This is a genomic window from Plantibacter sp. PA-3-X8, assembly GCF_003856975.1.
GTDB classification, from domain to species: domain Bacteria; phylum Actinomycetota; class Actinomycetes; order Actinomycetales; family Microbacteriaceae; genus Plantibacter; species Plantibacter auratus.
Map to the genome: position 1 here is coordinate 1,379,029 of NZ_CP033107.1, position 19,981 is coordinate 1,399,009.

At 70.4% G+C, this 19,981-nt stretch carries 14 protein-coding genes; 9 read left to right on the plus strand and 5 right to left on the minus strand.

The window, feature by feature from the left end; genetic code table 11:
* Positions 1–25: 25 nt before the first annotated feature.
* Complete coding sequence (locus EAO79_RS06625; protein ID WP_124768453.1) at positions 26–1,252, minus strand: MFS transporter; 1,227 nt, start codon at positions 1,250–1,252, stop codon at positions 26–28.
* Between the two features lie 250 nt (positions 1,253–1,502).
* Between EAO79_RS06625 and EAO79_RS06630 the strand changes: the two genes are divergently transcribed.
* Both EAO79_RS06630 and EAO79_RS06635 read left to right on the plus strand, forming a co-directional pair.
* Positions 1,503–2,150, plus strand: a complete 648-nt coding sequence (locus tag EAO79_RS06630) for a TetR/AcrR family transcriptional regulator (protein WP_124768454.1) — start codon at positions 1,503–1,505, stop codon at positions 2,148–2,150.
* 50 nt (positions 2,151–2,200) lie between these two features.
* A complete protein-coding gene (locus EAO79_RS06635; protein ID WP_206428298.1) occupies positions 2,201–5,092 on the plus strand; it encodes an MMPL family transporter in 2,892 nt (963 codons plus the stop codon).
* Positions 5,093–5,309: 217 nt separating this feature from the next.
* On the opposite strand, the gene EAO79_RS06640 is transcribed toward EAO79_RS06635, so the two are convergent.
* A complete protein-coding gene (locus EAO79_RS06640) occupies positions 5,310–5,957 on the minus strand; it encodes a pyridoxal 5'-phosphate synthase (protein WP_124768455.1) in 648 nt (215 codons plus the stop codon).
* 203 nt (positions 5,958–6,160) lie between these two features.
* Here EAO79_RS06640 and EAO79_RS06645 point away from each other — a divergent pair, with 203 nt between their 5' ends.
* Positions 6,161–7,018, plus strand: coding sequence for an alpha/beta fold hydrolase (locus EAO79_RS06645; protein ID WP_124768456.1), 858 nt, complete (start codon positions 6,161–6,163; stop codon positions 7,016–7,018).
* Between the two features lie 152 nt (positions 7,019–7,170).
* On the opposite strand, the gene EAO79_RS06650 is transcribed toward EAO79_RS06645, so the two are convergent.
* Positions 7,171–8,670, minus strand: coding sequence for a CdaR family transcriptional regulator (locus EAO79_RS06650; protein WP_124768457.1), 1,500 nt, complete (start codon positions 8,668–8,670; stop codon positions 7,171–7,173).
* 73 nt (positions 8,671–8,743) lie between these two features.
* Between EAO79_RS06650 and EAO79_RS06655 the strand changes: the two genes are divergently transcribed.
* From EAO79_RS06655 to EAO79_RS06680, 6 genes are all read left to right on the plus strand, one after another.
* Positions 8,744–9,880 carry a DUF917 domain-containing protein gene (locus EAO79_RS06655; RefSeq protein ID WP_124768458.1) on the plus strand — a complete coding sequence of 379 codons (1,137 nt, stop codon included), beginning with the start codon at positions 8,744–8,746 and terminating at the stop codon, positions 9,878–9,880.
* A complete protein-coding gene (locus EAO79_RS06660; RefSeq protein WP_124768459.1) occupies positions 9,877–11,487 on the plus strand; it encodes a hydantoinase/oxoprolinase N-terminal domain-containing protein in 1,611 nt (536 codons plus the stop codon). The genes EAO79_RS06655 and EAO79_RS06660 overlap by 4 nt, the downstream gene beginning before the upstream one ends.
* A gap of 106 nt (positions 11,488–11,593) precedes the next feature.
* Positions 11,594–13,186, plus strand: a complete 1,593-nt coding sequence (locus tag EAO79_RS06665) for an ABC transporter substrate-binding protein (RefSeq protein ID WP_124768460.1) — start codon at positions 11,594–11,596, stop codon at positions 13,184–13,186.
* 2 nt (positions 13,187–13,188) lie between these two features.
* On the plus strand, positions 13,189–14,241 hold the full coding sequence (locus tag EAO79_RS06670) for an ABC transporter permease (protein ID WP_124768461.1): 1,053 nt from the start codon (positions 13,189–13,191) through the stop codon (positions 14,239–14,241).
* 4 nt (positions 14,242–14,245) lie between these two features.
* Complete coding sequence (locus tag EAO79_RS06675) at positions 14,246–16,066, plus strand: dipeptide/oligopeptide/nickel ABC transporter permease/ATP-binding protein (RefSeq protein WP_124768462.1); 1,821 nt, start codon at positions 14,246–14,248, stop codon at positions 16,064–16,066.
* The gene (locus EAO79_RS06680) at positions 16,063–16,851 is read left to right on the plus strand and encodes an ABC transporter ATP-binding protein (RefSeq protein WP_124768463.1); all 789 of its coding nucleotides are present in this window, start codon (positions 16,063–16,065) and stop codon (positions 16,849–16,851) included. The genes EAO79_RS06675 and EAO79_RS06680 overlap by 4 nt, the downstream gene beginning before the upstream one ends.
* 573 nt (positions 16,852–17,424) lie before the next feature.
* Here EAO79_RS06680 and EAO79_RS06685 read toward each other — a convergent pair.
* Both EAO79_RS06685 and EAO79_RS06690 read right to left on the minus strand, forming a co-directional pair.
* Positions 17,425–18,789: an MFS transporter gene (locus EAO79_RS06685; protein ID WP_124768464.1), complete on the minus strand. Its 1,365-nt coding sequence runs from the start codon at positions 18,787–18,789 to the stop codon at positions 17,425–17,427.
* Positions 18,790–18,965: 176 nt separating this feature from the next.
* Positions 18,966–19,964 carry an ABC transporter substrate-binding protein gene (locus tag EAO79_RS06690; RefSeq protein ID WP_124768465.1) on the minus strand — a complete coding sequence of 333 codons (999 nt, stop codon included), beginning with the start codon at positions 19,962–19,964 and terminating at the stop codon, positions 18,966–18,968.
* Positions 19,965–19,981 lie beyond the last annotated feature (17 nt).

Here is a 19,981-nt window from a genome sequence, read left to right on the forward strand (position 1 = left end):
GCGGTCGGCCGGGCAGCCTTCGGCATCACCGTGCGGTGCGCGCCGACCCGAAGACGATGCCACCGACGATCGCGGAGATCGCCGCGACCGTGAGCGCCGGGACGATGCCGACCGCGTCGACGAGCAGTCCACCCGCTCCGGCACCGACGGTGATCGCCAGCTGGAAGCCTGCGACGACGAGTCCGCCACCGGATTCCATGCGGTCGGGCACGAGCCGACCCATCCAGGTGCTCAGGGTCGTGAGCCAGGCGCCGAAGCCCATGCCCCAGGTCGTGATCGCGATGGTCACGATCCACGGCTGCCCCGGGAACAGGGTCACGAGCGCGATCGAGATGCCGATGAACGCCGGGACGACGTAGCGCAGGGCCGCAAGATGTCGATCGACGAGGAGCCCGATCACGAAGTTGCCGACCACGCCGCCGAGGCCGAACGCCGCGAGGAGGACCGCCACACCCGCCGCGTCGAGGTCCGGCACCCGCTCGATCGCGAGCCGGATGTAGGTGAAGGCGATGAAGTGCCCGAGGACGGTCAGGATGTGTCCCGTGAGGCCGACGCGGATGCCGGGGACCCGGAGCGTGTCGACGAGCGACCGCAGACCACCGCTGGACGGAGCCGGCGCGACGGGTGGGAGGACGAGCCGCAGTGCGACGGCCACCACCGCGGTGATGACCGCGACGCCGGCGAAGATGAGGCGCCAGTCCATGACGGAGCCGAGGTAGGTGCCGACCGGGACACCGGCGACCGTCGCGACGGTGGTGCCGGTGTTCACGAGCATGATCGCCCGACCGAGGTGGTGCGGCGCGGACAGTCGGGCGGCGATCGCGATCGACATCGCCCAGAACGCGCCGAGGGCCGCGCCGAGCAGGAGTCGGGCGATGAGCAGCATCACGAAGTCGGCGGAGATCGCGACGAGCGCGCTCGACACCGCGGCGGCGGCCGCGAGCAGGACGAGCAGGAGGCGACGGTCGAGTCGTGGGACGAGGATCCCGATCGTCGGTGCGGTGAGGAACCCGATGAACGCCGTCGCGGTGACGGCCTGGCCGGCCTGGCCCTCGGTGATCCCGAGCGACGATGCCATCGACGGCAGCAGGCTCGGCGGCAGGAACTCGGCGAGCACGAGCACGAAGCTCGTCGCCATCATGACGGCGACGGCCGCCCAGGCGGTCCGCGTGCGCGGGGCATCGGACGCGGCTGCGTTCGTCGTGGGGACCGAGCCCGTTCGTGGAGCGTCGAGCTTCTCGTCTGTCGTCATGCTCTCAGCTTGCCGGAGCCGTGACCCCTCCACCCGACGCCCAGTCCACCCGACCCGACCGTCCGTCCACCCCGGCACCCGTCCCGGCGTCGCTGAGTCGCCCGTTCCTGCACGAAAATCTCGGATATTGGTGCAGATTCGGGCGAGTCAGCGACCCCTCAGGACAAGCTGATCGAGCGCTTCCTTACAGATGGGTGAACACCGTGTCAACAAGTTGCACTGAGTGCATCGGTGCACGTAGTGTACCCACGTGCCCACCACCGCCCCCGCCGAGGATCGACGCGCCGCCCTCCGCGCGCGCCACCATCGGGCGATCCTCGACGCCGCCCGCGTCATGATCGCGGAGCAGGGCATCGCCGGCTTCAACGTCGACGTCATCGCCGAACGCGCCGACGTCTCGCGCCGCACGGTGTTCAACCACTTCTCCTCGATCGACGACCTCGTCACCACCTCCTGCACCGAGGAGCTGGCCGTCGTGATCGAGAGCTTCCGGTCCGCCGTCAACGCACGACCGGCGGGCCCCGGGTCGCGCGTCTCGATGTTCGAGGACGTCGCCGCAGCGCTCCGCACGACCGACATCCCCCGTGTCATCGCCTTCCTCTGGAACGCCCTCGGCGGGTTCGCCCCCGAGGACTCCCGGCCGCAACAGCTCTTCCAGGCCACCTTCTCCCGCACCACCCGGGAACTCGCCCTCGAACTGGCCGAGCGCAACAGCGACGTCGACGAACTCGAGGCCGCGTTCCTCGTGTCCTCCCTCATGCACGGCGTCGAAGTGCTCGCACACCACTGGATCGCGACCACCGGCGCCACCACGGACGATGATGCCCGTGCACTCTGGACCGCCCTGCTGGAACGGCTCATCGCGAGCGTCCGCACGGGCTACGGCTCCACGCACTGATCCGCATCCCCCTCCGTCCCCGCACCCCCATCCGAAGAATCGAGACTCCCTTGGCCGAACTGCTGTATCGCCTCGGACGCTTCTCCGCGCGCCGCGCGTGGGCCGTCCTCATCTCCTGGATCGTGATCCTCGGCATCTCGGTCGGCGCGTTCCTCGCGTTCGGCGGCACCCTGTCCAGTGCCGTGACCATCCCGGGCACCCCGACGGCCAAGGTCACCGACCAGCTCTCCGACTCCTTCCCCAGCGCGTCCGGCGGCACCGGGGCGATGGTGTTCCACACCAAGGACGGCGACGCCTTCACCGACAGCCAGAAGACCGCGATCGGTGAGCTGCTCGACGAGACGGCCGACCTCAAGGGCGTCGACTCCACGGTCAACCCCTTCGAGACGCAGGAGACGATCGCCGACCAGGCGAAGCAGATCTCCGACGGCAAGACGCAGATCGACGACGGCCGCACCCAGCTGACCGACGGCCAGACGCAGCTCGACGCCGGACAGCAGCAGCTGACCGACGCGCAGACCCAGCTGAGTGCCGCGCTCGCCCAGGCGCAGCAGGCCGCGGGCGGCACACTCCCGGCCGCCGCACAGGCCCAGTTCGACGCGCAGCAGACCGCGATCACGCAGCAGCAGACGGCGCTCGACGCCCAGCAGGCCACCATCACCGAGAACCTCGCGAAGCTCGACGAGCAGAGCACGAAGCTCGAACTCTCCTCGCAGCTCCTCGACCTCTCCTCGGGTATCCGCACCGTCTCGACCGACGACACCACCGCGGTCGCGAACGTCGTCTTCGACAAGCGCCAGCAGGAGGTCACGCCGGAGACGAAGCAGTCGGTCATCGACCAGGTGAAGGAGGACGTCCCGTCGGGCGTCGAGGTCGAGTTCTCGAACGAGCTCGCGCAGAGCCTGCCGCAGCTGTTCGGCGTGGGTGAGGCGATCGGCCTCATCATCGCGGCGATCACGCTGCTCGTGATGCTCGGCACGGTCATCGCCGCATCGCTCCCGCTCGTCTCGGCGATCGTCGGCGTCGGTGTCGGCGTCACCGCGTCGCTCTCGCTCTCCGGCGTCGTCGACATGCTCTCGATCACGCCAGTGCTCGGCGTCATGCTCGGGCTCGCGGTCGGCATCGACTACTCGCTGTTCATCCTGAACCGGCACCGCAAGCAGCTGCTCGCGGGCGTCGAACTGCACGAGTCCATCGGCCTCGCGAACGGCACCTCGGGCAACGCGGTCGTCTTCGCCGGATCGACCGTCCTCGTCGCGCTGCTGGCGCTCAACGTCACCGGGATCCCGTTCCTCGGCCTGATGGGCACCGTCGGCGCGATCTGCGTCGCCGTCGCGATCCTGCTCGCGGTCACCCTCACGCCCGCCCTGCTGTCGCTGCTCGGCCTCCGCATCCTCAGCCGGAAGGCACGCGGCACCATCGGCACGCCGCGCCCGGACGCCGTCCCGACCAAGCCCATGGGTACCCTGCGCGCCGTCGGCACGCTCGTCGCCGGACTCGTCGTGCTCGGCGTCGTCGCGATCCCCGCGCTCGACATGCGTCTCGGCCTGCCGGACGGCAGCTCGGAGGCCGTCGACTCGACGCAGTACCAGTCCTACGCGCTCATCGAGGACAAGTTCGGTGCCGGCGTCAACGGTCCGCTGCTCGTCGTCGCGACGCTGCCCGACGCCGCCACCGACGAGGAAGTCCTCGAGGAGCAGGTGCGGATCGGCCAGGAGATCGCCGACCAGGACGACGTCAAGGCCGTCGCGCCGGTGGGCGCATCTGACGACAACTCCGTCCTCGCCTTCCAGGTGATCCCGAAGGAGGGGCCGAACGCCGTCTCCACGGAACAGCTCGTCCGCGACCTGCGCGACCTTTCGCCGCTGTCGGGCGATGTCGAGCTCGGCGTGGCCGGCAGCGCGAGCGGCAACATCGACGTCTCGAAGCAGCTCTCCGACGCCCTTCCGCTCTACCTGGCGCTCGTGGTCGGCTTGTCGCTGATCATCATGATCCTCGTGTTCCGCTCGATCCTCGTGCCGCTCACCGCGACGCTCGGCTTCATGCTGTCCCTCGCGGCGACCTTCGGGGGCATCACGGCGATCTTCCAGTGGGGCTGGCTCGGACCGGTGTTCGGCGTGCACGACCCGGGGCCCATCCTGAGCTTCCTGCCGACGATCCTCATCGGCATCCTCTTCGGGCTCGCGATGGACTACCAGCTGTTCCTCGTGTCCGGCATGCGTGAGGCGTTCGCCCACGGTGCCCCGGCGCGCCTGGCGGTCCAGCGCGGGCTGCACGCCGGCCGGACGGTCGTCGTGGCGGCGGCGATCATCATGATCTCCGTCTTCGGCGGGTTCATCTTCTCCCACTCGGCGATGATCCGGTCCATCGGCTTCGGTCTGGCGTTCGGCGTGCTCGTCGACGCGTTCGTCGTCCGCATGCTCCTCATCCCGGCGGTCATGCACCTGCTCGGGAAGAGCGCCTGGTGGATCCCGAAGTGGCTCGACCGCATCCTGCCGAACGTCGACGTCGAGGGTGCCGCGCTCGAGCGCAGCCACCCGGCGCATCACGTCGAGGCCGGTGACACGGGTTCGGTCGCGATCGCCCCGTCGAGCGGCGAGCCGCGGAACGCGGTCGACGGCGCGGAGACGGCTGCCCTCGGTGCCGGCGTGACCGCTGGGACGGCCGCACACGTGGCCGCACCGTCGAGTGAGCTGACCCGCCGGGAGGCGGCCGCCGCCGAGCGGACGCACCCGGCGCACGTGCTCACGACCGACCCCGACCCGGCCGACCAGCAGGTCTCCCGGGTGGAGCCCGGGCTCGACGTCATCGTGCACCCGGCGACCGCCGGTGTGCAGCGCGTGGCCGTCGGTGCCTACGTCATCGCGGTCGACGCCGACAACGGCACCGCGGTCGTCGAGCCGCCCGTCGGTGGCGTCGTGGTCGTCCGCGCGCCGAGGTAGCGCGGCGCTCGGTCCCCGGGTGGGCTGCACTGAGCCTGTCGAAGTGTCGAAGGGCGGGGTGGTCCGGGTTGCATTTCGACAGGCTCAATGACCGGGACTACTCGGTCCCTGAGCTTGTCGAAGGGCGGGGTTCGTCCGGGTGCATTTCGACAGGCTCAATGACCGGGGTCAGGGCTCAATGACCGGGGTGGGGAGGCGGCCGGTGGTCGCCCCTCCGCTACGGCTGCAGGCGGTCCACGATCCAGCCACCGTCGTCCGCGAGGTAGCGGAGGCGCCGGTGCATCCGGTCGCGACTGGCGTGCCAGAACTCGACCATGTCGGGGACGAGCCGGAACCCGACCCACGTGGCCGGCCGCGGGACGTCGTCCCCCTCGCGCTCGAGCAACGCGTTCGCCTGCGCGATGAGGGCGTCGAGGGTCTCCTCCGGGCCGGCGCGGAATGGCGTCGACTGGTGGGCGACCGCCGTCGCCGCTCGTGACTTGGGCGAGCGGTCGGCGAACAGTGCGTCGGACTCCTCGTCGCTCAGCTGCTCGACGCGGCCCTCGAAGCGGAGCTGCTGCATCGTCTCGCGCCAGTACACCTGGAGGGCGGCGCTCGGGTTCTCGGCGAGCTGCCCGCCCTTGCGGCTCTCGATGGAAGTGCCGAAGACCAGGCCGCGGTCGTCGAACGTCTTCACGTCGACGGTGCGCGCGCTGACGACACCGACCGAGGTGGCGGTCGCGAGGGTCATCGATCGGGGTTCGCTGACGTCCCGCTCGATCGCTGCGGCGAGCCACTGCTGAGCGAGCAGCATGGGCTCGGCGGGCGGGGTCTCGAACTCGGGCAGCTGCAGGGTCTCGTCTCCGGAGAGGGGTTCGGCGCTCATGTCGCGAGCCTACCCGTGCGCTGAGGTGAGGCATCTCGTCGCCCGGCGTGCTGCCGAGCGACGACCTGCCTCACCTCAGTGGCTTGGGCGCTCGGCACAGCTCGGGCGGGAACGCTGGGTCCAGGGCACATGGTGCACGGCCAGGCCGCGGGCTAGCCTCGGAACGCCCGCCAGGGAACACGTTCGAGGAGAGTGAGCACCGCATGCCGTACACCGACACCGACGACGTCTCGATCTACTACGAGGTGGAGGGCGACCCCGCCGACCCGGTGATCGTGCTCATCGCGGGCGGCGGTGCGCAGCTGCTCACCTGGCGTGACCCGTTCCGGGCCATGCTCGCGGACGAGGGCTTCCGCGTCGTGCGGTTCGACAACCGCGACGTCGGGTACTCGCAGCGCTTCGGTGGCGAGCACGACCTCGACGGCGGCTACTCGCTCGGTGACATGGGCGACGACGTCGTGCGGGTGCTCGACCACCTCGGGGTCGAGGCAGCGCACCTCGTCGGTCACTCCATGGGCGGGATGATGGCGCAGATGGTCGCGCTCGAACACCCCGAGCGGGTGCTGAGTCTCGGCCTACTGTCGACGATCCCCGGCCAGGACCCGCGCTACATCCTGCACGGAGACCGCGCCGAACTGCAGGTCGAGCCCGAGCGGTACAGCCGGGAGGAGTCGGTCGCCGCGATGGCCGTCCTCGCCGCGCCCGTCCCCGGCGCCCGCTACCAGCCGGACACCGAGTGGGAGGTGTGGGCGACCGGCGAGGCCTACGACCGCGGGTACGCGCCGGAAGGGTTCAGTCGCCAGTGGGCCGCGTTGCTCCGCGCACCGGAACGGCTCGACCGGCTGCGCGAGGTGACGGTGCCGACCCTCGTGCTGCACGGACGCGAGGACGACGTCCTGCACTGGTCCTCCGCGGTGGACATCGCTCAGGCGATGCCGGCGGCCGAGCTGCACGTGCTGCCCGACATGGGGCACCTCATCCCGGCTCAGCTGTGGCCGACGCTCGTCGCGGGCGTCGTGCGGACGGCGAGGCACGCGGAGACGCTCGCGTCCGGTCGGTGAGGTCGTCGAGGGGCTGCCCTTCGACCGGCTCAGGGACCGGGGCACCTTCGTCCGGTCATTGAGCTTGTCGAAATGCGGCACGGAGGGCGTGTAGCCGACGGGAAGGCACCGCGTGGCCCTTCGACAGGCTCAGGGACCGGGGCGGAGCGGGCCTACGGCATCCCGATGAGCCGCACCCGGCAGGCGAGCTCCGCGGCGAAGCGGACGTCCGGGTCGGCGAGGTCGAGTTCGAGCGACTGCTCGATGCGCCGGATCCGGTAGTTCACCGCGTTCGGATGCAGGTTCAGCTCGGCTCCGGCACGCGCCAGTGAGTTCCGATGGCTGAGGTAGGAGAGGAGCGTCCGCACCGAGATCGTGGCCCGCTCCGGCCCGAGGGCGTCGAGTGGCGAGAGGATGTCGTCGAGGAGCGTCCGACTGAGTGGTGAGGCGTAGAAGTCGAGGAGCACCCGCCGCAGCCCGGTGACGTCCGTCGCCTCCATGGTGCCGAAACGACCACCCGCGATGGCCGCTTCAGCCGCGACCCGCGCCTCGGTCGCCGACTGGCGGAGCCCTGCCGCTCCGCTCTGCGGTGTCCCGAGCCCGACCGTGAAGGTCCACTCCGGCCCCGCGATCGTGGCAGCGTGCGCGACGATCCGCTCCATCACGTCGCGTAGTCGCCGCTGGTGGTCGGGTGCGCCGAGCTCCTCGGAGGAGATGACGACGATCTCGTCGCGCCGCATCGCGAGGTGCCACTGCTCCTCGCGCTGGTCGACGAGTTGCAGCGCGAAGAGCTCGACGGAGGGCGCGAGGACCGTGGGTGCGCGGCGGTCGGGATCACTCGCGTGCTTCGGGGTCAGCCACGCCACCGCGTGCGACAGCTGGAGCGGCAGGCCGGCCCGGACCGCGTCCATCGCGAAGCCGTCGATACGGGAGGACTCGGCGAAGATCAGCTCGATGATGAGCTCCGCCCGCGAGCGCACCGAACCGAAGCGTCCGTGCAGTTCCCGTTGCAGGGCGCGCGAGAGGACGGAGGCGATGACCGGGAGGGCGATCGCCGCGGCCGGGTCGTCGCGCTCGGCGTGGACCCGGCCGATCGGGATCTCACCGATGCACACCGCGTCCGGTTCGAGCCAGCTCGCGCTCGCGTCCTCGACGAGGGTGACCGGCACCCCCAGGGTCGTGCTGGCGACCTCGAGGATCGCCTCCCGCACGCCGACACCCGACGCCTGCTCTGCTTCAGCCGCGGACGCGCTGATCACCCGTTGGATCGCGAACTCGGCGCGCGACATCGCCTCTTCCGCTCCACCGCGGATCGTGCGGTCCATGAGCACGGCGAGGTCGGAGGCGATGCCCTCGCTCATGATCACCGGCAGACCACCGCGGTCCGCGAGGGCCCGCGAGGTCTCGGCGACGGGGAACGCACCGACGAACACGAGCGCCGCGCAGCCCGCGGCGATGGCCCGGCGGATGGCGATGTCGACCTGGTACGGCCTCGGGACGGCGCCGTCGGGGGTCGTCACGATGGCGATGGAGTGCTCGGTCGCGTCGTTCAGCTCGTCGAGCGCGAGGATCTCGACCCCGGTGACCGGGACGCCGGCGGGGGCACCGGCGACGCAGCGGGCACCGAGATGCTCGGCTTGGAGGATGACGTCGGCGACGGTGACTTGGGCCATGAGCACATTCTGCCCCGATTGTGTGGGCCGCGGGAACATTGTCGTGGTTCCCCACCCTGCCTACGCTCGGTACATGTCAACGAACCACCCCGCTGCACGCTCCGCAGCGTCGGCCACGCCGATCACCAGCATCACCCTGGCCGACGTGCCGGCGCTCGCCGCAGGATGCGCCATCTTCGGCACCGGCGGCGGCGGCGCGGTGCAGACCCCGCAGCTCGGCGTCGAGATCGCCCTGGAGCAGTTCGGCCCGGTCCCCGTCAAACAGGTCGCCGACCTCGACGCGGACGACGTGGTCGTCGCCATGTCCGGCATCGGCGCCCCGTCGGTGGGCTTCGAGATGCTCGGCGCGAGCGGCCAGGCCGAGATCATCGTCGAGGAGATCGAGCGCCTCACCGGTAAGCGCATCACCACGATCATGGCGACGGAGATCGGCGGCAGCAACGGCGTCGGACCCGTCGGCTGGGCCGCGAGCCTCGGCCTCAGCATCCTCGACGCCGACGGCATGGGACGAGCCTTCCCGGAAGCGCCGATGACCGCGATGAACGTCGCGAACCTCCCGCCCGGGTACGCGGTCCTGAGCGATGTGATCGGCAACGTCTCGATCCTGCGGCCCGTCAGCCTCGCCTGGCTCGAGCGCCACGCCCGCGCCCTCACCGTGGCGAGCGGCGCGATCTCGATCGGCGCCAACTACGTCATGGACCGCTACACCGTCCGCGGCGCCGTCATCGAGGGCAGCGTCAGCCGCGCCGTGCAGGTCGGGCGCCGGCTCCTCACCGCCACCGACCCCGTCGGCGCGCTCACGGACGAACTCGGCGCGTCCCTCATCACGGGCGGCAAGGTCGTCGACATCGAGCGCCGCACCGAGGGCGGGTTCACCCGCGGTTCCGTCACGGTCGAGGGGATCGGCGAGCACCGCGGTCGCCTCACCCGGGTGGAGATCCAGAACGAGAACCTCGTCGTCATGGAGGACGGAGCGGTCATCGTCAGCGTCCCCGACCTCGTCACGATCGTCGACTCCGAGACGGGCGACGCGATCTCCACCGAGATGCTGCGCTTCGGACAACGGGTGAGCGTCCTCGCCTGGGCGTGCGATCCACTGTGGCGCACCGAGCGCGGCCTCGAACTCGCCGGCCCGCGCGCGTTCGGCTACGACCTCGACTACGAGCCCTTCGGCGTGAGCGCCGACGAGACCATTGGAGCGACCCGATGAGCGCCGGCACCACTACCAGCACCGTCACCGACACCTCGGGCGAACTCGCGATCGGCATCGACGTCGGCGGGACCAACACCGACGCCGTCGCGCTCTCGGGTACGGGCGAGGTCGTCTCATGGACGAAGCAGCCCACCACCCGCGACGTCACGGGCGGCATCCGGGCGGCGCTCGCCGAGGTGCTCGACCAGCTCGGCGACGACCGGGGCCTCGTCACCCGCGTCATGCTCGGCACCACCCACGCGACCAACGCGATCGTCAACCGTCGCGACCTCGGACGCGTCGTCGTCATCCGGCTGGGCTCGCCCGCCGCCACCTCGCTCCCGCCGCTCGCCGGCTGGCCGCGGGAACTGCGCGACGTCGTCCTCGCGGGGAGCATCCTCGCGGGCGGTGGCCACCTCGTCGACGGCTACCCGATCGCCCCGCTCGACCGCGACCTCATCCGCCGGGAGCTCGACGCCCTGGCCGGCACCTTCGACGCGGTCGCCGTCTGCGGGATCTTCAGCCCGTCGTTCCCCGAGCAGGAGCTCGAGGTCGAGGCGCTCGTCCAGGACCACGTCGGGGTCGACATCCCGGTGTCGCTCAGTCACGAGATCGGCGCGCTCGGGTTGTTGGAGCGCGAGAACGCGACGGTCCTGAACGCGTCCCTCTACGCCGTCGCCCGCGACGTCACGAACGCGCTCACGACCGTCGTCGCCGAGGAGCGACTCGACGCGACCACGTACTTCGCCCAGAACGACGGCACGCTCATGGCCGTCGAGTACGCGGCGCGTTACCCCGTGCTCACGATCGGTTCCGGGCCGGCGAACTCCATCCGCGGCGCCGCCTTCCTCTCCGGTGCCGACAACGCGATCATCATCGACGTCGGCGGCACGACGAGCGACCTCGGCGTGCTCGTCGACCGGTTCCCCCGCGAGTCGACCCTGCCCCGCGAGGTCGGTGGCGTGCGGACGAACTTCCGCATGCCCGACATCCTGAGCGTCGGCCTCGGCGGCGGCACGATCGTCGACACCGCGACCGGTGTCCCGCGCCACGACTCGGTCGGTTACCGCCTCACCGAGGAGGCGCTGCTGTTCGGCGGCACCACCCCGACCCTCACCGACGCGGCCTCGCTCCAGTTCGGCATCGCCGACCGCGAGCTGCCGCCCCTCGACCGCGTGACCCGCCAAGCACTCGAGCACGCGCTCGGCGTCGCCCACGAACGCATCGAGTCCGCCGTCGAGCGCATGTCGCTCGGCCGCACCGGCCTCCCACTCGTCGTCGTCGGCGGCGGAGGATTCCTCGTCCCGGACGCCGTCCTCGGCGCGAGCGAGGTCCTGCGCCCGGCGCGCGGCAACGTCGCCAACGCCGTGGGCGCGGCCATCGCGCTCGCCGGTGGGCGCTCCGATCAGCTCTGCGACTTCGCCGACCGCGCAGCCGCCATCGAGGAGGCAGGACGCTCCGCGATCGAGAAGGCGATCCAGGCCGGCGCAGACCCGCGCTCGGTCGAGATCGTCGACGTGCTCGAGACCCCCGTCTCGTACGCGACCCGCCCCACCCTGAAGGTCTCCGTGAAGGCGGCGGGTCCCCTCGCCCGCATCGGCACGGCGACCCGACAGCGCATCTGACGCACCACAGCACCAGCACAGCTCTCCACCAGCACCAGCACGGCACCTCACCCCATCTGATCCGGCCACCCGCGCACCACGGCCACCCGAGTACGAAGGATCCAGCATGAACAGCAAGCGGAAAGCCGCGGCGGCACTCGCCACCGCGGCCCTCACCGCGGTGGCCCTCACCGCGTGCACCTCCTCGCAATCCTCCGATTCCTCCGGCGAGTACGTCTCCGGCGGCACCTTCGTCACCGCGATGAGCGGCGACCCGGGCAGCCTCGTCCCCATGACGGGCATCAGCCTCGAGGCCCGCGAGATCATCAGCTTCCACTACGAGTCGCTCGTGTACGTCAACGCCGACGGCGAGCTCCTGCCCTGGCTGGCCGAGAGCTGGGAGGAGGATGCGAGCTCCACCTCCATCACCTACACGCTCAAGGACGGCATCACCTGCGCCGACGGCACCCCGTTCACCGCGGAGACCGCCGCGGCGAACATCACCTACAACGCCGACCCGGCCAACGCGACCTTCTACTACGGCGCGCAGGTCTCCGAGCGGATGACCGCGACCGCCGACGGCAATCAGCTCACCGTCACGAGCACGACGCCCGACCCGTTCATCCTCGCCAACACGGGCACCGTCGAGATGGTCTGCCAGGCCGGCCTCGATGACCCGGACTCCCTCGTCGAGACGATGAACGGCACCGGCCTCTTCACCCTCGACAAGGCGACCCCCGGCTCCAGCTACACCTTCACGAAGCGCGACGACTACACCTGGGGTCCCGAGGACGTCACGAGCGACACCAAGGGCCTGCCGGACACCTTCGAGGTCCGCGTCGTCACCGACCCCGGGACCGCCGCGAACCTGCTGCTCTCCGGTGACGTGAACGCCGCGAGCATCGGCGGCGCCGACCAGGACCGCGTCGAGGCCGCCGGTCTCGGCAGCGAGGGCGTGCGCAACCCGATCGGCGAGATGCTCTTCAACGAGCGCCCGGAGCGCCCCACCTCCGACCCGCTCGTCCGTGAGGCCCTCGTCACCGCGATCGACCGCGAGCAGGTCGGCGAGGTCGTCACCGACGGCACCGCCGAGGAGTCCAAGTCGCTCGTCGTGAAGAGCCCGTACCTCTGCGTCGCCGACGGCCCGCAGTGGACGCTCCCCGAGACGGACGTCGAGAAGTCCGGCGAGCTGCTCGACGAGGCGGGCTGGACGCTCGGTTCCGACGGCAAGCGCTCGAAGGACGGCGAACCGCTGACGATCAAGTTCATCTACGACGCGGCCACCCCGAGCCACGCGGCCGCGGCCGAGCTCGTGCAGCAGACCTGGGACGAGCTAGGCGTCACAACGGAGCTCTCGGGTAACGACGCGAACGCCTGGTCCGAGCAGCTGTTCTCGACCTTCGACTGGGACACCGGCTTCGTGCAGATCGCTCCGGGCGGACCGGTCATCGTGAACACCTTCTTCGGTGGCGAGACCCCGGACAATGGCGGCAACAACTTCATGTTCGTCGACAACCCGGAGTACGACGCGCTCGCCGAGCAGGCCAAGACGGCCAGCCCGGAGGAGACCTGCGACCTCTGGCAGCAGGCCGAAGCGAAGCTCATCGAGCGGACGGACGTGTTCCCGATCGCCGACGCGCAGGACTTCCTGTACCTGAACGGCGCCGAGGTCGAGCGTCCGAACTTCATCCGCCCGACGAGCATCCGGATGGTCGGCTGATCATGACGATCCCCTCGACCGTGACCACCGACCAGCCCACCGACCCGGCCACGGGCCCCGGCGGCCCGGCGGTCGCGCGTCGAGGGGGTCGCGGCGTCCTCGGCGGACTCTCCCCGCGGACCTCGTTCATCCTCCGACGACTGGGCAGGGTGCTCGTCTCCCTCGCCATCGTCATCGTCGCGACGTTCCTGATCGTGCAGCTCGTGCCGGGCGACCCGGTGCGGGCTGCGCTCGGGAACAGCGCGACCCCGGAACTCGTCGAGCGGACGCGCGCCGACCTCGGCCTGAACGTGCCGGTGCCGGAGCAGTTCGTCAACTACGTCAGCGGGCTGTTCCGCGGCGACTTCGGCACGGCGATCGGGTCGCAGCGGCCGGTCGCCGACACGATCGCGCAGCGGTTCCCGGTGACGCTCACCCTCGCGGTCGCGTCCTTCCTCCTCGCGGCGATCGGCGCCTTCCCCATCGGTGTCGCGACCGCGGTGTCCTCGCGTACCGGCCGCCGCCGCCTCGCCGACCTCGGCGTCTCGGGTCTGCTCGGCGTGCTGATCGCCATCCCGAGCCTCCTGCTCGCCGTCGGCCTCATCGCCGTGTTCAGCATCGGGCTCAAGGTGCTCCCGGCCGCCGGCTGGGGAGGCTTCGACCAGGCGATCCTGCCGGTGGTGGCCCTCGCGGTCGGTCCGATGGCGTATCTCGCCCGCATCGTGCACGTGGAGATGCTGGCCGTCCTCGAGATGCCGTACATGACCACGGCACGGAGCAAGCGCCTGCCGACGCACCTCGTGTACCTCCGGCACGCGCTGCCGAACATGGTGACCTCCACGCTGACGATCGGCGGCATCATCCTCACGGGCATGGTCGCCGGCACCGTGCTCATCGAGACGGTCTTCGCCATCCCGGGCCTGGGGACGAGCATCGTCTCGTCGATCACCTCGAAGGACTACCCGATGATCCAGGGCATCGTGCTCGTGTACGCGATCCTCGTCCTCGGCCTCAACCTCCTCATCGACATCGCGCTCGCGACGATCGATCCGCGCTCCTCGATCACGGAGGGCTGAGCTCATGAGCACCCGTCCGACCACCTCAGGTCCCACCCCCTCACGCCGGTCCCCGGTGCTCGACCGCCTCAGCACCCCGCGCGGCCTGACCGGCGCGATCGGAGCGCTCCTGATCATCGTGGTCGCGGTCGTCGGCCCGACCGTCTGGGGGTCCGCCGCCGACACGACGTCCGTGGCCGACCGCCTCGCCGGTGCGAGCCTCGCCCACCCCTTCGGCACCGACGAGCTCGGCCGGGACGTCTTCGCCCGGGTCATGGTCGCCACGCGGGTGTCCGTCCTGCTGACCCTCGGCGCCACCGCGATCTCCGTCGTCGGCGGCGTCCTGCTCGGGGCCGTCGCGACGGTCCTGCCTCGCCCGCTGCGTCGACTCGTCACCGCGCTCATCGACATCCTGTTGTCGTTCCCGTGGCTCCTGATGGCCCTGTTCTTCTCGGTGATCTGGGGTGCGAGCGCCACTGGTGCGATGCTCGCCGTCGGGTTCGCCGGCGTGCCGACCTTCGCCCGCCTCACCTACACGCTCGCGTCGTCGCTCATCGGTCGCGACTACGTGAAGGCCGCGCGGATCGCCGGCGTCGGGCAGGCGGAGGTGCTCGTCCGGCACGTCATGCCGAACATGCTGCCGCCCATGCTCGTGAACGCGGCGGTCTCCGCTTCCGGCACGCTGCTCGCCTTCGCCGGCCTGTCCTTCCTCGGTCTCGGGGTGCAGGCGCCCGAGTACGACTGGGGTCGCCTCCTCGGCCTCGGTATCGCCCGCATCTACGGCAACCCGATGGCGGCGATCGGTCCCGGCATCGCGCTCGTCGTGTGCGGCGTCATCTTCACGCAGCTCGGCGAGCTCTGGAACGAGTCGTCGAAGCGGTTGCTCGGCCTGCCCGCGCCAGCGCGTCGTCGCACCGCGGCTCCGGCGACCGCCTCGGCTGCGGCTGCGACGCCCGCCGACCAGGAGCCCGTCGTGCAGGTGCGCGATCTCCGCGTCGCCTTCCCGGACCGCGACGGCCGTCTCGTCGAGCGCGTCCACGGCATCAGCCTCACGATCATGCCCGGCGAGGTCGTCGGTGTCGTCGGCGAGTCCGGATCGGGCAAGTCGGTGAGCGCGATGGCGATCGCCGCCCTCCTCGGGCCGGACTCCTCGGTGCAGGCCTCGGAGCTGAGCTTCCGCGGGATCGACATGACCGCGCCGCTGACGAAGGCCGAGCGCAGCCGCCTCGGCCTCGAGCTCGCGATGGTCTTCCAGGATCCGCTCACCTCGCTCAACCCCTCGCTCACGATCGGCAAGCAGCTCCGCGAGACCGTCGAGGTCCACGAGGGGCTGTCGGCGGCCGAGTCGACGAAGCGGGCCGAGGCCGCGCTCGAGTCGGTGCGGATCCCACTCCCGGCGAAGCGCCTGAAGCAGTTCCCACACGAGCTGTCCGGCGGCATGCGGCAACGGGCCATGATCGGCATGGGGCTCATGGGACGCCCGAAGCTGCTCATCGCCGACGAGCCCACGACGGCGCTCGACGTGACGGTGCAGCGCCAGGTCCTCCGGGTGCTCCACGAGGCACAGGAGCAGACGGGTGCTGCGATCCTGCTCATCTCGCACGACATCGCCCTCGTCAGCGGGTTCTGCGACCGCATCCTCGTCATGAAGGACGGCCGCATCGTCGAATCGCTCGACGCCGACCGCCTCCACGAGGCGCGGCACCCGTACACGCGTGGGCTCATCGCCTGCGTGCCCGACATGACCTCCGACCGCACCACGCCGCTCCCGGTCATCGGTGCGATCGATGAGGAGGACCTGGCCGATCGGGACCAGCCCATCACCACCGAAGGACAGCGCGCATGACCGGTCTCGAGTTCTCCGGCCTCACGGTCCGTTACGGCCACGGCGCGTCCGCGCACACCGCGGTCGACGGCTTCGACCTCACGGTCCGCCCGGGCACGTCCCACGGCCTCGTGGGGGAGTCCGGCTCGGGCAAGTCGACGGTCGCCGCGGCCGCCGTCGGTCTCGTCATCCCGAGCGCCGGCGGCATCCGACTGAACGGCGCCGACATCGTCGGGCGCTCGTCCGCTGCCCGTCGTGCGCGTCGACGCGTGCAACTCGTCTTCCAGGACCCGTACTCCGCGCTCGACCCGCGCATGCCGATCGGACTGTCGATCGCCGAGGGGTCCCGGGCGACCGGGCGCTCCTGGAGTCGCTCGGAGCAGCGGTCACGGGTGGGCGAGCTGCTCGAGCGCGTGCACATCGACCCGGACCGCGCGAACGACCTGCCGTCGGCGTTCTCGGGTGGTCAGCGGCAGCGCATCACGATCGCCCGGGCGCTCGCGGCCGAACCGGAGGTCCTGATCGCCGACGAGATCACCTCGGCGCTCGACGTGTCGGTGCAGGGCGTCGTCCTCAACCTGCTGCGCGAGCTGCAGCGTGAGCTCGAACTCACGGTGCTGTTCATCTCCCACAACCTCGCCGTCGTGAACTACATGTGCGACACGGTGAGCGTGATGCAAGCCGGCCGGGTCGTGGAGGCGGGGCCCACGGCGACCGTCCTGGCCGCGCCGGAGGACGTCTACACCCGCGAGCTCCTGGCCTCCGTGCCCGTGATGGGCCGCCGCATGACCTGGGACGAGGACTAGCGGCCCGGGCTGCTCGGCCGGGCCGCGTCCGGTCACCGAGCTCACCTCCTCCGGTCACTGAGCTCAACTCCGCCGGTCACTGAGCTCACCTCCGCCGGTCACTGAGCTTGTCGAAGTGCCCACGGGTGACGTCGCCCTTCGACAGGCTCAGGGACCAGGGCCTTCCGGGTAGGCCTTTTCCGGTCACTGAGCTCACTTATTCCGGTCGCTGAGCTCACATTTTCCGGTCGCTGAGCTCACCCTTTCCGGTCACTGAGCTTGTCGAAGTGCCCACGGGTGACGTGGCCCTTCGACAGGCTCAGGGACCGGGGCCTTCCGGGTAGGCCTTTTCCGGTCACTGAGCTCACTTATTCCGGTCGCTGAGCTCACCCTTTCCGGTCACTGACCTCACCCTTTCCGGTCACTGAGCTTGTCGAAGTGCACACGGGTGACGTGGCCCTTCGACAGGCTCAGGGACCGGGGCCTTCCGGGTAGGCCCTTTCCGGTCACTGAGCTTGTCGAAGTGCCCACGGGTCACGTCGCCCTTCGACAGGCGGATCCTGAGCCTGTCGAAGGGCAGGGACCGGGGGCAGGTCATCCGCGCTGCTTGCGCGGCAGGGTCTCCGGGAGGAACGCGATTCCGACGACGCCGATCGCGCTGAGCACCAGCAGGTACGCCGCCACCAACCACGGTGCGCCACCGCTCGCGGCGACGAGCGCGGTCGCGACGAGCGGGACCGTCCCGCCGACGAGGGCGGCCGGGATCTCACGCGAGAGCGCGATGCCGCTCCAGCGCATCGAGGTCGGGAAGATCTCGGCGAGCAGTGCACCCGAGGTGCCGATGGTGGCCCCCTGGATGACGGCCAACCCGAGGATGAGGCCCAGGGCGACGAGGGCCGACTGCTCCGTGTCGTAGAGCAGGAACATCGGGAACGCGTAGACCACGCCGAAGATCGCGGCGCCCATGAGGACGGGCTTCCGACCGATGCGGTCGGCGAGGCGACCGAACAGCAGCGCCGTCGGGATGGTCAGGACCTCGGCGACGATGAGGCCGATGAGCGCCTCCGTCGGGTTCACGCTCAGCGTGCCCGTCACGTATGACAGCGAGAACACCTGCACGACGTAGACCCACGGCAGTGCGAACGCGAAGAGCCCCATGCCGCAGAGGATCACCCGCCAGTGCGAGCGGATGGCGCCGACCAGCGGTGCCGAGGTGACCGCGCCGCGCTCCTCTGCGCTCTCGAACGCCTTCGTCTCCTTGACCCGCAGCCGGAAGTACAGCGCGAACGCGACGATGACGACGCTCGCGAGGAACGGGATCCGCCAACCCCAGCTCTGGAACTGCTCGATCGGCAGGGTGCTCACCACGGCGAAGACGGTGGTCGCGAGCGCCATGCCCACGTACACGGAGGCGCCGGGGAACGACGCGGCGAACGCACGGTGCTTCACGTCGGCGGACTCGCTCGCCATCGTGATCGCGCCGGCGAATTCGGCACCCGAGCCCATGCCCTGGAAGATCCGCAGCACGATGAGCAGGATCGGAGCCCAGATCCCGATGGTCTCGGCGGTGGGGAGGAGACCGATGAACGTGGTCGCGACGCCCATGAAGAGGAGCGTGATGAGCAACGTCGGTTTGCGCCCGAGCTTGTCGCCGTAGTGGGCGAAGATCAGGCCGCCGATCGGGCGGGCACCGAAGCCGACCGCGAAGCCGGCGAACGCGCCGAGCAGGCCGGCGAGGTCACCGGCGCCAGGGAAGAACAGCGGCGCGAACACGAGCGCGGAGGCCAGCCCATAGAGGGTGAAGTCGTACCACTCGATGACGGTGCCGACCGAGCTGGCGAGGATGGCGCGGCGGCGGTGCACCCGGGAGTCGAGGCCGTCGCGATCGATGTCGCTCTGGCCTGCGGTGGTGGTGTCTGCTCCGCGTGGGTTGTTCTCGCGCGCGCTCTGGATGGCCATGGCACTCCTTCGTGTTGGGCGCACCCGGACGGCCGGGACGCCTGACGAGGCTACCGGCCGTCTGGAGGCTCAGCCCATGTGCGGTCGGCACACTCCGAAGCCGATCCGGTGCGTCGGGAGCACACGGGGTGGGGTGCGCATGAGCGGCGCGCCCCACCCCACCCGACCCCGTCTCGCTACAGCGCCTTCGACTCACGGAGGATGCCGGCGAGCGTCTCCATCTGCTTCGCCTGCGACGTGTAGTCGAGGGCGGCGGTGTTCCAGGAGTGGATCTGACCGGCGACGAGTGCCGGGTGCGAGGCGAAGGTCGCCTGCGCCTCGAGGTCGCTCTGCTGGAAGCCCTCGACGTTCACGAGTAGGACGTCACCGGTCATCGCCTGGCCAGCGTTCTCCCAGCTGTAGATGTCCCAGTAGTAGTAGCCGTCCGGGTTCGCGTTCGTGTACTTCACGCCGAGTTCGCTGTACAGCTCGGTCTCCGGCTCGTCCTGCGGCTTGACGACGTAGATGCCGCTCGCGTCCGCATACATCTGCGTGACCTCGAGGTCGGTCTCCTTCGCTGCGGCGGTCAGGTCTGCTGCTGCGGCGTCGTACTTCTCCTTCGCCGCGGCGATGGTGTCCTCGTCGGCTCCGAGCGCCTCCGACAGCTTGTTGAGCGAGGCGATGACGTCGGCACCCTTGCCGCCGACCTTGATGGCGACGACCGGAGCGATCTTCTCCAGCTGCTCCTGCTGCTCGACGTCGGCGACGCCGTAGTAGGGACCCTTGAGGTCGAGCGTGCCGTCGCGGTCGGTCGGGTAGATCCCGGTCACGATGAGGTCGGGTGCCGCCTCGGCGAGTGCCTCGAGGTCGATCTCGCCGTAGCTGTTGCCGACGATGGCCGTGTCGCCGAGGTCGTAGTCCGCGAAGCGCTTGTCGGTGGCGACGTCGACGCGACCGAAGACCGCGACGGGGTCGATGCCGTTGCCGTGCAGGCCGAGCGCGTAGTCGGCGAAGCTCGCGACGCGCTTCGGCTGCTGGTCGAGCTTGACCGTGGTGCCGGTGTCGTCGGTGTAGCTCCAGGCGCCGCTGCTGTCGGCGTCGGATGCGGCGGTGGGGGAGCAGCCGGCGAGGCCGACCAGGGCGAGCGCCGGCACGAGAACGAGTGCGGCGCGGCGGAGGCGTGAAGAGATCGTCATGGTACTTAGGGTAGCCG